General features: G+C 67.8%; 14 protein-coding genes. 3 read left to right on the top strand and 11 right to left on the bottom strand.

Translation table 11 applies throughout. The features are described 5' to 3' along the window. Positions 1-68 precede the first annotated feature (68 nt). From ASE95_RS02465 to ASE95_RS02510, 10 genes are all read right to left on the bottom strand, one after another. Positions 69-1,325 (bottom strand): MFS transporter, encoded by a 1,257-nt coding sequence (locus ASE95_RS02465; RefSeq protein WP_056630961.1) that lies wholly within the window; start codon positions 1,323-1,325, stop codon positions 69-71. Positions 1,326-1,453: 128 nt separating this feature from the next. After that, the gene (gene ftsH / locus ASE95_RS02470; protein WP_056630964.1) at positions 1,454-3,436 is read right to left on the bottom strand and encodes an ATP-dependent zinc metalloprotease FtsH; all 1,983 of its coding nucleotides are present in this window, start codon (positions 3,434-3,436) and stop codon (positions 1,454-1,456) included. Positions 3,437-3,500: 64 nt separating this feature from the next. Further along, a complete protein-coding gene (gene tilS, locus ASE95_RS02475; RefSeq protein WP_235528139.1) occupies positions 3,501-4,529 on the bottom strand; it encodes a tRNA lysidine(34) synthetase TilS in 1,029 nt (342 codons plus the stop codon). Then, positions 4,507-5,382, bottom strand: coding sequence for a hypothetical protein (locus ASE95_RS02480; RefSeq protein WP_235528140.1), 876 nt, complete (start codon positions 5,380-5,382; stop codon positions 4,507-4,509). The genes tilS and ASE95_RS02480 overlap by 23 nt, the downstream gene beginning before the upstream one ends. Positions 5,383-5,458: 76 nt before the next feature. Continuing rightward, entirely contained in the window at positions 5,459-6,307 is an 849-nt protein-coding gene (locus ASE95_RS02485; protein WP_056630970.1) for a helix-turn-helix domain-containing protein, read from the bottom strand. Positions 6,308-6,418: 111 nt separating this feature from the next. Then, positions 6,419-8,686, bottom strand: a complete 2,268-nt coding sequence (gene ptsP / locus ASE95_RS02490; protein WP_056630973.1) for a phosphoenolpyruvate--protein phosphotransferase — start codon at positions 8,684-8,686, stop codon at positions 6,419-6,421. Positions 8,687-8,780: 94 nt separating this feature from the next. Beyond that, on the bottom strand, positions 8,781-9,113 hold the full coding sequence (locus tag ASE95_RS02495) for a DUF3060 domain-containing protein (protein ID WP_056630977.1): 333 nt from the start codon (positions 9,111-9,113) through the stop codon (positions 8,781-8,783). Between the two features lie 86 nt (positions 9,114-9,199). Next, positions 9,200-10,225, bottom strand: coding sequence for a Holliday junction branch migration DNA helicase RuvB (ruvB, locus tag ASE95_RS02500; RefSeq protein WP_056630980.1), 1,026 nt, complete (start codon positions 10,223-10,225; stop codon positions 9,200-9,202). 81 nt (positions 10,226-10,306) lie between these two features. Beyond that, positions 10,307-10,591 (bottom strand): hypothetical protein, encoded by a 285-nt coding sequence (locus ASE95_RS02505; protein ID WP_156347848.1) that lies wholly within the window; start codon positions 10,589-10,591, stop codon positions 10,307-10,309. 123 nt (positions 10,592-10,714) lie between these two features. Beyond that, complete coding sequence (locus tag ASE95_RS02510; RefSeq protein ID WP_443025428.1) at positions 10,715-11,368, bottom strand: hypothetical protein; 654 nt, start codon at positions 11,366-11,368, stop codon at positions 10,715-10,717. 106 nt (positions 11,369-11,474) lie between these two features. Between ASE95_RS02510 and ispH the strand changes: the two genes are divergently transcribed. Genes ispH through rnhA form a run of 3 tightly spaced genes read left to right on the top strand, consistent with a single transcriptional unit; the run spans position 11,475 to position 13,885 of the window. Beyond that, the gene (gene ispH / locus ASE95_RS02515; RefSeq protein ID WP_056630985.1) at positions 11,475-12,467 is read left to right on the top strand and encodes a 4-hydroxy-3-methylbut-2-enyl diphosphate reductase; all 993 of its coding nucleotides are present in this window, start codon (positions 11,475-11,477) and stop codon (positions 12,465-12,467) included. Positions 12,468-12,473: 6 nt separating this feature from the next. Beyond that, positions 12,474-13,427 (top strand): homoserine kinase, encoded by a 954-nt coding sequence (thrB, locus tag ASE95_RS02520; RefSeq protein ID WP_056630987.1) that lies wholly within the window; start codon positions 12,474-12,476, stop codon positions 13,425-13,427. Further along, on the top strand, positions 13,424-13,885 hold the full coding sequence (gene rnhA / locus ASE95_RS02525; RefSeq protein ID WP_056630989.1) for a ribonuclease HI: 462 nt from the start codon (positions 13,424-13,426) through the stop codon (positions 13,883-13,885). Before thrB ends, rnhA begins: the two co-directional genes overlap by 4 nt. A 15-nt stretch (positions 13,886-13,900) precedes the next feature. On the opposite strand, the gene ASE95_RS02530 is transcribed toward rnhA, so the two are convergent. Then, positions 13,901-15,232, bottom strand: a complete 1,332-nt coding sequence (locus ASE95_RS02530) for an ABC1 kinase family protein (RefSeq protein ID WP_056630993.1) — start codon at positions 15,230-15,232, stop codon at positions 13,901-13,903. Between the last annotated feature and the right edge of the window lie 11 nt (positions 15,233-15,243).

Consider the following 15,243-nt stretch of genomic DNA (forward strand, 5'->3'; position numbering starts at 1 on the left):
CGCCCGCGCGGCGTCCTGCTGACGGCGTGGTCGGCAGGATGGGGGTGCGGAAACGCCAGCGGCTGGCTCTATGTGGTCGCGCGCGTTTCCGGCATCGCCAGAACGTAGAGGGCGAGTCCGGCGAGCGCGACCGCGGCCAGGGTCAGGAAAGCGGCGGAATAGCCCGCGCCGACGATGATCGTGCCGGCCAGCGATGCGCTGATCGCGGCCCCTATCCCCTGCGCCGTGGCCACTGCCCCCTGCGCGACGTTGAAACGGCCGCTGCCATGCGTCAGGTCGGCGATCACGACCGGGAACAACGCGCCGAAGATGCCTGCGCCGACACCGTCCAGCGCCTGCACGCCGACCAGCCACCACGGATCGCTGGACACGGTGTACAATGCGCCACGCACCGCCAGCACCACGAAGGCCGCGACGAACAGCGGCTTCGTGCCCCAACGATCGACGCGTCGCCCGACCAGCATCGCCATCGGCACCATCACCAGCTGCGCCGCGACGATGCACGCCGCGGTCAGCGACGTTGCCGCGTCCTTGCCGGCGGTGCGCGCCAGCAATTGACTGACCGACGTGAGCATCGCGGCGTTGGCAAGGTGGAAGAGAAAGGCGATGACGGCGAACAGCAGCAGCGGGCGGTTGTCGATCAGCACGCGCCAGCCGCCGGGCTGATCGCAGTCCCGATCGCGGTCGTCGTCGCAATCCAGCCCACGCGCCACGTCGTTGTCGATCGCGTTATTGTCGATCCGCCGCGCAACGAACACGCTGGCGATCGTCAGCCCTGCCATCAACCAGAACACGACCTCCGGCCCGTACCGCCATGCCAGCGCACCGGCGAGGGCCGCCGACACCGCATTGCCGGCATGGTTGAACGCCTCGTTCCGGCCCACCCGCGCCGCGAACAGCTTCGGTCCGACCAGCCCCAGCGTAATCGCGGTGATCGCCGGCGCGAACGCGGCCCCCGCCGCGGCGGCGATTGCCTGTGTGGCGGTCACCAGCACGGCCCCGCTGACGAACGGCAACGATACGCTGGACACAGTGACGAGCAGCGCGGCGACGATGACGACCATCGGCTTGTTACGAACGCGGTCGATCAACGCGCCGGCAGGTGCTTGCGATAGCAACCCCACGATCGCGGCGACGGTAAGCGTCACCCCGACCGTCGCCTCGTTCCAGCCATTCGCAGGGCCGCGGACCGCAAGAAGGTATATGGCCAGATAGGGGCCAAGGCCGTCGCGAACGTCAGCCAGAAAAAAGTTCAGCCAGTCCAACCGTCTTTTCGGAGCAGCGTTCCCGGTGCGGTGGGTCACGGCAAGCGTCACACTGGTCATACGGCCCTCTAGACGGGCGCGCTCGTGCGCCGTCGCGTCTGAACGGCAGCGCTAATGAATTGCTCCAGATCGATAACATAAAAAAGGGCGACCCGCAGGCCGCCCTTTTACTCACCGATGTCGCTTTGTCAGGCCCCGGCGGGCGACGGGTTGCCGAAGGGCCCGGACGGACGCTTGGTCTTCGGGATCGACGTACCGACCGACGGGACCGACGGCAACTTCGGACCACGATCGACCCGGTCGATCTCCTCGCCCGCGATCAGCCGCTTGATCTCGTCACCGCTCAGCGTCTCATATTCGAGCAGCGCACCGGCCAGCGTATGCAGCTGGTCGAGATGTTCGGTCAGCACATGCTTGGCACGATGCAGGCCACCCTCGACGATCGCCTTGATCTCGTCATCGATCAGCTGCGCCGTCGCGTTTGACATACGCACCGGCTGGCTGGACGAATAACCTAGGAAGCTCTCGCCTTCAGGCTGGGCATATTCGACCGGGCCGACACGGTCGGACATACCCCATTTGGTGACCATGTCGCGCGCCAGCCCGGTGGCATACTGGATGTCGCCGCTGGCACCGCTCGACACCTTGTCATAACCGAAGATCACTTCCTCGGCTACGCGCCCGCCCATGGCCACCGCCAGGTTCGCGTACATCTTGTCGCGATGGTAGCTATAGCTGTCGCGCTCCGGCAGACGCATGACCATGCCCAGTGCACGACCGCGCGGGATGATCGTCGCCTTGTGGATCGGGTCAGAAGCCGGCTCGTGCAACGCGACAATAGCGTGGCCCGCCTCGTGATAGGCGGTCATGCGCTTCTCGTCCTCGGTCATGACCATGCTGCGACGCTCGGCGCCCATCATGACCTTGTCCTTGGCCTCCTCGAATTCGGCGTTTGCGACCAGCCGCTTGCCCTTGCGCGCCGCCGTCAGCGCCGCTTCGTTGACCAGATTGGCGAGGTCGGCGCCCGAAAAGCCCGGCGTGCCGCGCGCGATCGTGCGTGCATCGACGTCGGGAGCCAGCGGAACCTTCTTCATGTGCACTTCGAGGATCTTCACGCGTCCGTCGATATCCGGGCGCGGCACGACGACCTGCCGGTCGAAGCGGCCCGGACGCAGCAATGCGGGATCCAGCACGTCGGGGCGATTGGTAGCCGCGACGATGATGATGCCCTCATTGGCCTCGAACCCGTCCATTTCGACCAGCAGCTGGTTCAGCGTCTGCTCGCGCTCGTCGTTGCCGTTGCCGAGACCTGCGCCGCGATGACGACCGACGGCGTCGATCTCGTCGATGAAGACGATGCACGGCGCGCTCTTCTTGGCCTGTTCGAACATGTCGCGCACACGGCTCGCGCCGACGCCGACGAACATCTCGACGAAATCCGAACCCGAGATGGTGAAGAACGGCACGCCCGCCTCGCCCGCGATCGCGCGCGCCAGCAGCGTCTTGCCGGTGCCAGGCGAGCCGACCAGCAGCGCGCCCTTCGGGATCTTGCCGCCCAGGCGCGCGAACTTGGTCGGGTCCTTAAGGAAGTCGACGATCTCGACCAGCTCCTCACGAGCCTCGTCGATGCCGGCGACATCATTGAAGGTAACCTTGCCTTCCTTCTGCGTCAGCACCTTGGCGCGGCTTTTGCCGAAGCCCATCGCACCGCCCGCCCCGCCGCCCTTCTGCATCTGGCGCAGCACGAAGAAAGCGATGCCTAGAAACAGCAGGAACGGCAGCGACTGGTACAGCAGCACCATCCAGATCGACGGCCCTTCCTCCGGCTTGCCCGCGACCTCGACGCCCGCTTTGCGCAGGCGATCCATCAGCCCGGAATCCTGCACCGGATAGGTGCGGAACTTGTCGCCGCTGGAGAAGGAGCCCGAGATCATGTCCCGGCTGACGTTCACGTTCTTGACCGTACCCTCGTCGACCTTGTCGAGGAAGGTGGAGTAAGCGATCGTGTTGCCCTGCGCGGTGGTCGTGCGACCATCGAACAGCGTTACCACCACCGCAAGCGAGAGCAGCACGCCTACCCAGATCAGCAGGCTCTTCATCCATGGGTTCGGACCGCCCGAACCGCCGTTGTCGTTGCCGCCGTTTCCGGGCTGCCTGTCGTTATCGTTCATCGGCTACCTTTCCGTCGGCTACAATGTAGGCTCGGACAGGTTAATGGCAATGGAACAACCGCGGTCAGAGTGATCGGCGCGGCGGTGCGGGACGAAATAACCAGCCATCGCGTGCCGGCCGGACCAGAACACCGGCCTGCGTGCCGCCGCGCCCAGCCGTCAACGTGTCGAGCAGCCCCTCGACATTGGCCGAGTCGGAGAACAGCGGCAGAACGATACCGTGTCGCGTACGTGTGTCGACGAGCGCGCGACGCAGGAGGCGACGGCGGATCTCACGCGGCTCGTCGGCGATCGCAAAGCCGCGGTCGCCGCCGTGCCAGCGTTCCGACCACATGATATCGGCATGGCGTGCGATCACCTCTTCCGCTTCGGCGAGGAAGCCGGCCGAGGCGGCGAGCGCCGCCGGATCAAGCGTCGGCGTGGCGGCGAGCAGCGCGCGGATGCGGGTACGATCGTGGCGCGGATCGGCGTTGGACGGATCATCGACGAATGGCGTCCCGCTATCGAGCGCGAGCGCACGCAAGCTCGCACGCCGCCAGCCCAGCAGCGGGCGAAGCACCACGCCGAACGAAGCGGAGCGGACTGCACGGATCGCTGACAGGCCGGCCAGCCCGGAGGCGCGTTGCAGGCGCATCAGCAACGTCTCCGCCTGATCGTCGGCATGATGCGCGGTGAGCAGAAACGACACGTCCGCCGCGGCGGCCCATGCGCCCAGCCCTTCGTAACGCGCGGCACGTGCGCGCATCTGGATACTGTTTCCGGCGATCGGCGTGGCCGGCAGCAGCGTGTCGTGCGGGACGCCGAGTCCGGCGCACACCGCGGCGACCATCTCGGCCTCCGCGGCGGAAGCGGGGCGCAGCCGATGGTCGAACGTGGCGGCGATTACCCGCCCAGGGAAGGCCGCCGCGCCAAGCCGCAGCATCGCCATGCTATCCGCACCGCCGGACACAGCCAGCGCAAGGCGCGCTTCCTGCTTGAGGGCAGCCCCGTCGAACGCGCGGGCGACCAGTCGTTCGACCTCCGCACGGAACCGCGCCACCGCCGCCTCCGGCAGCGGGCGCAGCGTCACCTCACTTGCACTTGGCGGCGACACGCGCCTTTGCCACATCTGCCTTCATCTTCGCCGAGACGGTCCCGCCATAGACGTCGATCAACTCGCCATAGACTTTGCAGGCGTCCGCCGCCTTGTCGAGCTTCACCAGCGCGCTGCCGAGATAGTAGAGGCTGTCGGGTGCGCGCTCCCCATCGGGATATTTCTTGTAATTGTCGTAAAAGGCGATCGAGGCAAGACTGGGCTTGCCGTCATCCAGATACGTACGGCCGAGCAGATTTTGCGCATAGCTGGCACGGCGGTGCTTGGGAAAGTCGGCGACGACCTTCTTCAGCTGTGCTGCCGCCTCGCCATAACGCTTCGCCTCCCACAGGCGGAAACCATACAGATAGCCGTCCTCACCCGCGTCGCCGCTACTCGGTTTGGCGATGTCGCCTGCCGCCGGCTTGTCCGCCGGTCGCGGCGCTTCCGGAATCGTCACGTCGGGGCCGCCGACCGGCTCCACCGGGGTGGCAACCGGCGGCGCGGCGAACTTCGCGTCGGTCGCCTTGCGATATTCGGCGAACTGATCCTCAAGCTGACGCAGGCGATGCTGGCCCTGCTCGATTTCGCCGGTCATCGACGCCAGTTGTTGTTCCAGCGAGGTGACGCGCGCGGTAAGATCGGTGATCGCGCCCGAGGCCGGCACGCCGGCCGCCTCGACCGAAGTCGGCGCGGCCGGGGCGATCTGCGGTTCGACCATCATGCCCGCACCGCCCGGAAAAACCTTGCGTTGTACGGCGCGCATTTCGCTTTCCAGCTTGCCGACGCGTGCCTCGACCGGGGCATCGCGCTGCGCCAGCGCGGGGCCGGCAACCGAGAGCGCGAAGACGGCGCCCAGCAGATACTTCGTCATCATGTCACCCCCCGATGCTTCGCCGCACCGGATCTAGCCTTATCAACATTCGCTGTCGCCAGCATGAAGCAGCCGGTCACTGCGCGGCAGTGTCCGCCGGCGCACCGACCAGCGGTGCCCCCGGCGACGAGACGCCGGCGAACCGCTCCGCCAAGGCGGGGGCGCTGACCCCGACGTCCTTCATCGCGCGCTTGCCGTCGCCCAACGGCGGCAGTGCGCGACCGTCGACGGTGATCGCCAGCTGATCGGGGCGACCGATGTTGAGCATCGGGCGTTCGGTACCGGCGGGCACCTCGAACGTCTGGCCGGGCTGCAGCGTGCCGGTGAACAATGTCTTGTTCGCCCCGTCGTAGACGCGCATCCACACTTCGTTCTTCGCGGTAAGCACCACCTTCCCGAGTGCGGGCGTCGGGCTGGGCGTCGGGACCGGCGCGGTGCGCGTCGCGCCGGCGGGACCGGAAACGGCGGCAACCTCGGGCACCTCCTGCGTGCCGCGGAACATGCCGGTCGTCAGCCACAGCACCCCGAGGACCAGAACCGCCAGCGCCACGCCGGCGGCGACGATCACCAGCCCCCGCGACGGCCCGCGCGACGGATCGGCGATCTCCTCGATATGGTGCTGCCGCATGGGCATCGCGCCCCGCGCCAGTTCGCTGCGGATGCCGCGCCCGATTTCCGCCTGATCCAGCCCGACCGCACGGGCATAAGCGCGCGCAAAGCCGGAGGCGTAGGTCGGCGACGGCAGCAGATCGAGCCGGTCGTCCTCCAACGCCTCAAGGAAGCGCTGCGTGACGCGGGTGCGCGCGGCGACTTCCGCCACCGTCAGTCCCTGCGCCTCGCGGGCGGCGCGCAGTCGGCCACCCACCGTGCCCGGCTGTGAAGAGCCGGCCGGGGTCGCCTGCGCGGGATGCTCGCCTTCGCTCATTCCTATCTCCGACCCGGGCGTTTACCGCATTTCCGTTCGCATCGTCTTTCAAAGCGGCACCGGAGTGTCAACCGATCCCGCTTCCCCAGCCCTGTTCGGCCCGTCCGATCGTTAAGCCAGTTCGACGCCCTGCGCCGCCGCCCAGCCTGCGAGCGCACCGCGCATGTCGCGCGGTGGATTCGCCAGCAACGTCGTCATAAACGCCGTAATTGCAGCGAGATCGAGCGAACGGATCATCGCCTTGACCGGGCCGACCGCCGCCGGCGTGATCGAGAGGCGGTCGATCCCGATGCCGATCAGCGCCATCGCCTCCAGCGGACGTCCGCCCATTTCTCCGCACACGCTGATCGGCACCCCCGCCTGCGCGGCGGGCACCGCGACGCGGCGCAGGAACCGGAGAATCGATGGCGAGAGCCAGTCGTAGCGTTCCGCCAGCTTCGGATTGGCGCGATCGGCCGCGAACAGGAACTGCGTCAGGTCGTTGGTGCCGATCGACAGGAAATCGACGTTCGGCAGCAGCAGGTCGAGCTGAAAGGCGAGCGCCGGCACCTCCAGCATCGCGCCGTAACGAACCTCCAGCGGCAGACGCTTGCCCCGGCCGTGAAGAAAATCGCGCTGCTTCTCGAACAGGGCGCGCGCTTCGTCGAACTCCCACGCTTCCGACACCATCGGGAACATGACGTAAAGCGTGCGTCCGGCCGCCGCCTCCAGCAACGCGCGCGCCTGCGCCTTCATCAATCCGTCACGTTCGAGCGCCAGGCGCAGCGCGCGCCAGCCCATCGCGGGGTTTTCCTCGTCCTCGGCATGCACCAGGTACGGCAACGCCTTGTCACCGCCGATATCGACGGTGCGGAAGATGACGGGCCGCGCACCGGCGGCATCCAGCACCTCGCGGTAGAGCCGCTGCTGGCGCTCGCGCTGCGGCAGGGTGGCCGAGACGAGGAACTGAAATTCTGTCCGGAACAGTCCGATCCCGTCCGCGCCGGTGACGTCGAGTGCGGCGACATCGTCGCGCAATCCCGCGTTGACCATCACGGTGACGCGATGGCCGTCCCTCGTCTCCGGCGCGACATCGCGCAGCGCGGCGTAGGCGGCCTTGCGCTTCTGCCGCGCGGCCAGTTTCGAATCGAAGGCCTCCTCCATCGCGCTGGTCGGGCGAACGGCGACGGTCCCCTCCGTCACGTCGAGCAGCAGCAGGTCGCCCTCACCGATCAGGGTGCGCACATCGCGCACGCGGCCCAGCACCGGCACGCCCATCGCGCGGGCGACGATCGTGACATGCGCCGTCAGCGACCCTTCCTCCAGCACGACCCCCTTCAGCCGCCGCCGGTCGTATTCCAGCAGCTCCGCCGGCCCCAGGTTGCGCGCGATAAGGATCGTGTCCTGCCGCAGGCCCAGTTGCGCGGCGGTGCCCATCTGGCCCGACACGATCCGCAGCAGCCGGTTCGACAGATCCTCCAGATCGTGCATCCGGTCGGCCAGCAACGGATCGTCGATCTGGCGCATCCGCTGCCGCGTGCGCTGCTGCACGCGTTCGATCGCCGCCTCGGCCGTCAAGCCGCTGTCGATCGCCTCGTTGATGCGGCGCGCCCAGCCCTCGTCGTAAGCGAACATCTTGTAGGTGGCGATCACCTCCTGATGCTCATCCCCGACGCCGAATTCTGCCTCGCGCGCGATCCGGTCGATCTGTTCTCGCATCTTGTCGAAAGCGGCGTAGACGCGGTGACGCTCGGCCTCGGTATCTTCCGCGACGGTATGCTCGATGTGGACGCGCGGCTGGTGGAAGACCGCGCAGCCCACCGCCATGCCGTCGACCAGTTTCTGCCCCGCGATGCGCGTGGAACCCGTCGATTGCGGGCGGTCGCGCGGGCTGCCCTGGTCGATCAGCCCGGCGTTCGCGATCAGCTCGCTCAGCACCATCGCGACGGTCTGCAACGCCTCGATCTCGACATCCTCGTACCGGCGCGGATCGGCATGCTGGACCGCCAGCACCCCGACGGCGCGTTCGCGGCGGATGATCGGGACGCCGGCAAAGCTGTGATAGCGATCCTCGCCAGTCTCGGGCTTGTAGGCGAAGTCGGGATGGCTGGTCGCCTCGTCCAGGTTCAGCACTTCGTTGTTCGCGGCGATGGTGCCGACCAGCCCTTCACCCAGCGCCAGCTTCGTGACGTGCACCGCCTCCGGCGAAAGGCCGCGCGTGGCGAACAGTTCCAGCACGCCCTCGCGCAGCAGGTAGATCGAACATACCTCGCTATCCAGCGCCTCGCCGATGATCTCGACGACCGAGTTCAGCTTGGCCTGCGCATTCGATCGCGCCGCCATCACGTCATGCAGGTTGACGAGGATTTCGCGGGCGGAGCGGGCGGCGGACACAGGCATTGCCTATGGCTATCAGACGGACGGCACGAGTGCCACGCAGCATTTCCGGCGTACGACCATCACGTCAGGCCGTGCGCCGGAACGGTGCCGATCCTTATTGCGCGCGGCGAATGCTGTTGCCGGCGCCGGTGCTGCTGATGCGCGGACGCGCCTTCTCCGGCGCGCGCCACGTGATGCGATTGCTGCTGCCCACCACCCGGATCGCCGATTTCGCCGACAGATCGACGCTGACGATGTTGCCGGCCCCCTCGACCGACAGCAATTCGCACGGCCCGTCGACGGTGATCCGATTGCTGGCGCCGGTGATGTGCGCCTCGCCGCCGTCGCAGTCCAGGCGCGATTCCTGCCCCGCGCCCTCGAACGTCGTCTGCGCCGCCGATGCGCCGGATAACGTCGCCGTGGCCAGCACCGTGCAGATAAGCATCATCGTCCGCATCGATTTCGTCCATTGTCATTGTCGGTGGCGCTTCATTCCACATCCGCCACGAAGTACAAAGCCGCGACACGGCGTGGTCAGTCGAACAGCCCGTCCTGCGAACCCGCCGGCGGGTTTAGGCCCAGGTGCTTCCACCCGCCCGCGTTCAGCACGCGCCCCCGCGCGGTGCGCGCGATCAGACCCAGCTGGATCAGATACGGTTCGATCACTTCCTCGACCGTGTCGCGCGGCTCGCTGAGCCCGGCCGCGAGCGTTTCGACGCCGACCGGACCCCCGCGATAGATGTCCGCGATCATCATCAGGTAACGGCGGTCCATCGCATCCAGACCCAGCCGGTCCACCTCAAGCCGGTCGAGCGCGCGATCCGCCATCTTCGCGTCGACCACCGCCACCCCGGCGACATTGGCGAAATCGCGCACCCGCCGCAGCAGCCGGCCCGCGATACGTGGCGTGCCGCGCGCACGGCGTGCGATCTCCATCGCGCCGTCGCGCGCGATGCCGAGTTCGAGCAGGTGCGCGGCGCGCGACACCACGCGCTCCAGTTCGTCGACGGTGTAGAATTGCAGGCGTACCGGAATGCCGAAACGATCGCGCAACGGGGTCGTCAGCAACCCTTGCCGCGTCGTCGCACCGACCAGGGTGAAGCGCGGGAGATCGATACGCACGCTGCGCGCCGACGGCCCCTCCCCGATCATCAGGTCGAGCGCGCGGTCCTCCATCGCGGGGTACAGCACTTCCTCGACCGCGGGTTGCAGGCGGTGGATCTCGTCGATGAACAGGACGTCGCCGTCCTCCAGATTGGTCAGCAACGCGGCGAGGTCGCCCGATTTCGCGATCACCGGACCGGATGTGGCGCGGAAGCCGACGCCCATCTCACGCGCGACGATCTGCGCCAGCGTGGTCTTGCCCAAACCTGGCGGGCCAAAGAACAACACATGGTCCAGCGCGTCACCGCGCCCCTTCGCGGCCTCGATGAACACGCGCAGGTTCTCGCGCGCCGCCTTCTGCCCGACGAAATCGTCGAGCGACTTGGGACGCAGCGCGGCGTCCACGTCCTCGACGCGGCGCGCGGGCGAGATCAGGCGGTCATCATCATCGGTCACGCTTCGTTCCGTAGCGATGCGTACGCGCAGGGCAAGTACGACGCACGATGCGCGGTCGTCGCCTGCCGCGGAACCCCGCGGTCAGGCGAGGCGATCGACGATCTGTCCCTGCCCCATCGATGGCGCGCCGCCGTAGGTGAGCGCACCGCCCCCCATGCTGGAGCGCAGCTTTTCCATGACGCGATCGAACTGGTCGAGTTGTTCGCCGGCGGTGCGGATCAGGCTGCCCGTGGAGCGCGTGCCCGGCTCCGCTGCGGCCGGATCGATCTTTGCCGGAGCCGGCGCGGCCGGCGTTTGTGGCGCCCGTGCGGGCGTCATCAGCCGCGTGGACGACATGGTGCCAGCGATGGAAGACAGGGTATTCACGTCCACGTTCCCTTGGTCACGTCGCGATGACGCGATCAACCCGCTACCTACGCCGCCAAACCTTTCACAAAGATTAGCGATTCAGGACAGATCGCCTGGCCTTGCCGCCGCAGCGACGTGCCGTCAGCGGGTGGCGTTGTAGCGTAGCTGATCCGGCGTCAGCTGGAAGCCGACCAGCGCCTCGAACGACGCAGAGGCCACCGCCTGGCGGATCTTGGGATCGGCGAGCGGGTCGACCGCCGCATCGTCGTCCCCCGCCTTGCGACGCCGGGTCAGGCGGTCGCGCACCTCCTGTGGCAGGGTCGCGGCGCTGCGGGCGACCGAACTGGTCGCCTCCGCGGTGGTGGTGGCCAGCCCCTGCCCGGCGTCGAAACGCAACCCGACCTGCGACACGCGCTTGGCGACCACCGCGCCGCCACCGCGGGTGACGACGATGAAATACGGCAGGGTGACGTCGCGAGGACCGTCGGTGCGGGTACGACGCGCACGCACGTCGAAAGTGACGCGGGTCACGACCTCCGCCCCCTGATCGTCGCAGGTAGAGCGGACGTTGCTGATCGTCGCGACGACGTCGATCGCGGCGGCAGCGCGACTGGCGGGCGGATCGAACATCGTCACGTCGCCCGTGCCGGCGGGGACGCCGACCGTCGGACATGCGGAGCGGACCGAGGTGATCCCGACGCCCCCGGACGTATCGATCTCCCCGCTGCGTGCGCAACCGGCCACGAGGAACAGGACCAGCGGAGCGGCGATATGGCGAGCGTTCACGAACACAATCCCGGGCAATGGGCACAAGCGATACGGCGCCGCAAAACGGCCCCGGGTCGCAGGCAGCATAGGAACCGTCTATCGCCGGAGCAAGCATTCGCGTAGAACCCTGCGCATGGCCGAACCCGTATCCGTGACCGCCGCCGACCCGAGCGCGACCGCGCCGCGTCGCCCGCTCGAACTGCTGATCGCCGCACCGCGCGGATTTTGCGCGGGTGTCGACCGCGCGATCCGGATCGTCGAACTGGCGATCGAAAAGCATGGCGCGCCGGTCTTCGTCCGGCACGAGATCGTCCACAACAAGTTCGTCGTCGATTCGCTGAAGGCGAAGGGCGCGGTGTTCGTCGAGGAACTGGACGAGGTACCGGACGGCGCACCCGTCGTATTCTCTGCGCACGGCGTGCCCAAATCGGTGCCGGCCGAGGCGCAGCACCGCGGCCTCGACTATCTCGACGCCACGTGCCCGCTGGTGTCGAAGGTTCATCGCCAGGCCGAACGGCTGGTCGCCGCCGGACGGCACATCGTGTTCATCGGTCACATCGGGCATCCCGAGGTGATCGGGACGTTCGGGCAGGTTCCCGAGGGCGCGATGACGCTGGTGGAGACCGTCGCCGACGTAGAGGCGCTCGCAATGCCGGATCCGGAGAACCTCGCCTTCCTCACGCAGACCACGCTGTCGGTCGACGACACAGCGGCGATGGTCGCGGCGCTCCACCGCCGCTTCCCGACCATCCAGGCACCCCATGGCGAGGACATCTGCTATGCCACCAGCAACCGGCAGGCCGCCGTCAAGGCGATCGCCGATGCGTGCGACGCGGTGCTGGTGATCGGCGCGCCCAATTCGTCCAATTCGCTGCGTCTTGTGGAAGTCGCCGAACGACAGGGCATCCGGGCGGCGCTGATCCAGCGTGCCGCCGATCTCGATTGGTCGTTCCTGGAAGGTGTGGGAACGCTGGGGATCACCGCGGGTGCATCCGCGCCGGAATTGCTGGTGCGCGAACTGGTCGATCGGCTGGCGACGCGCTTCGACGTGACCGAGCGCGAGGAAGAAACCACGCGTGAGACGGTCGCGTTCAAGCTGCCCCGCGGGCTGGAAGCCGCCGCGTAGATCGTCATGGCCGTCTACACGCACGTTTCCGCGGAGGCGCTGGGCGCCTTCCTGCGCCGCTACGACGTCGGTGAACTGGTTTCCGTCAAGGGAATCGCCGAGGGTGTGGAGAATTCCAACTACCTCGTCGATACCACGACCGCGCGGTTCATCCTGACCCTTTATGAAAAGCGCGTGGCGGCCGGCGACCTGCCGTTCTTCATGGCGCTGCTCGATCATCTCGCCGCACGCGGGCTGGCCGTGCCGCCCGCCATCGCCGACCGCGATGGCGGGGTGATCCAGACCCTGGAGGATCGCCCGGCCTGCCTGATCCGCTTCCTGTCCGGCGTGTCCGTGTCGCACCCCACCCCTGCGCAGGCGCAGGCCGCAGCGCGTGCGATGGGCGAGATGCACGCCGCCCTCACCGACTTCGCACCGACGCGCGAGAATTCGATGGGCATCGCGACGTGGCGGCCGCTGCTGGAAAGGTGCGGGCATGACCTCGACGCTATCCAGGCGGGGCTGTTCGACCGGATCGACGCGGCGCTGACGCGGGTCGAAACCGCATGGCCCGCCGACCTGCCGGTCAGCGCGATCCATGCCGACCTGTTTCCCGACAATGTGCTGATGCGCGGCGATGCGGTGACGGGGCTGATCGATTTCTATTTCGCATGCACCGACGTGCGCGCCTACGATCTGGCGGTGATGCACTCCGCGTGGACGTTCGACGCGCATGGCGAGAACGTGAATGCCGCCGTCGGCGCGGCGTTGCTTGACGGCTACGCCGCCACCTTCACGCTGACACCGGCCGAGCGGGCCGCGCTGCCGGTGCTGGCGGAGGCTGCGTGCATCCGCTTCCTGCTGAGCCGGGCGTGGGACTGGCTGCACACGCCCGCCGACGCGCTGGTCATGCGCAAGGATCCGCTGGCGTATCTGCGTCGGCTCGACTGGTATCTCGCCAACCCACGGGCATTCGCATGACCGAAATGACGCAGGTCGAATTGTTTACCGACGGCGCGTGCAAGGGCAATCCCGGCCCCGGCGGCTGGGGCGCGGTGATCCGATCGGGCAAGCACGAGAAGGAGCTGGCGGGGGGCGAGCCGCTGACCACCAACAATCGCATGGAACTGACCGCTGCGATCCGGGGGTTGAACGCACTGACGCGGCCATGTCGGGTGACGCTGTCGACCGACAGCCGTTACGTCATGGATGGACTGACCAAATGGATCCACGGCTGGCAGAAGAATGGCTGGAAGACCGCCGACAAGAAGCCGGTGAAGAACGCCGAATTATGGCAGGCGCTGCTGGAGGCGGCGAAGCCGCACCGGGTCGAGTGGCAATGGGTGAAGGGGCACGCCGGCCATCCGGAGAATGAACGCGCCGACCGGCTCGCCAGCGACGCGGCGGTGGAGGCCGGACGGACGAAAGCCCCGGTCTAGCCGGCCGGTCCGCGGTCAGGCGATCGCCGCCGCGGCCAGACCGCGCACATCGACCCGCGCCTTCAACCGCGCGGCGAGCAACGCGGTGCCGCTGACCTTGCGCTGGACGAACAATGTCTCGACGTGCGGAACGTGCCAGGTCGCGCGATCCGCGACCAGCGCCTTCGCCTCTTCGCGCACCACCGGCACGAACGCGCGATCGCCGAAGTCGAAGCGACCCGGGCGGTTGAGCGCTTCGTCGATCGCTAGGATGATCCGGTCGATCGCCGGGCGGTGCGCCGCCTCCGCCGCCGGCCCGATGAAGCCGGTTTCGACCGCGATGTCGCGAATGCGATCACGGTCGCGCGCGAGACCGGCCTGGATCAGCCGGCGATAGCTGTCGATCGTATCGGCGGGGATGGCGCGCGCCGCGCCGAAATCGAGCAATACCAGCGCACCTGTTTCCGCCTGCCAGCGGTAATTGGCGAAGTTCGGATCGGTCTGCATCACCCCGAACTCGAACAATTCGCGCAGTACCAGCGTGACCAGCGATGTCATCGCGGTGTCGCGTTCGTCCTGCGGCGCGTCGACCAGCGCTTCGATCGCGCGCCCCTCCACGAAGTCCATCGCCAGCACGCGACGCGTGGTCAGCACCTCGTGCAGCGCAGGGACGACGTAGCGCGGGTCACCGTCCAGCCGCTCTCGAAAGGCACGCAGCTGCGCGCCCTCGCGGACGTAATCGGCCTCTTCGGCAAGCTGGCGCTTCGCCTCCTCCAGCAACGGGCGCAGATCGAGGGTCGCGGGCAGCAGGCCCGACACACGCAGCAGCGTCGCGACGTTGTCCACGTCGGCACCGATGCTTTCGGCGACACCGGGATATTGCACCTTGATCGCCAGCACGCGTCCATCGGGCAGGGTCGCGCGGTGGACCTGCCCGATCGAGGCTGCGGCGATCGGCGAAGCCTCGAAGTGGCGGAAGCGGCGACGCCAGTCCGTGCCCCATTCCTGACGCAGAACGCCGTCAAGCTGTTGCGGCGGCATCCGGTACGCCTGGTTACGCAGCTGCGCGAGGATGGTCTGCAACTCGGGCGGCAGCACATCGCCCGCGTCCATCGAAATCATCTGCCCGAGCTTCATCGCCGCGCCGCGCAGGTGCGACAAGCGGTCCGCCACGCGCGCCGCATTGCCGGGCGTCAGGATCAGATCGCCGACCTTCGGCCGCTCGCCCGCAGCCAGCCGCCGCGCGCCCTCCGCGATCATGCCGCCGGCCACGCCACCCGCCAGCCGCCCGAAACCGCCGAGCCGGGCAAGGCGACCGCTGGGCACCGCCCGGTGGCGGGCGCGCGGATTGTCATCGTCATGCTGCATGCCGATACAGC

Origin of the sequence: Sphingomonas sp. Leaf231 (assembly GCF_001421995.1) — a bacterium.
In the GTDB taxonomy this organism is placed as follows: Bacteria; Pseudomonadota; Alphaproteobacteria; order Sphingomonadales; family Sphingomonadaceae; genus Sphingomonas.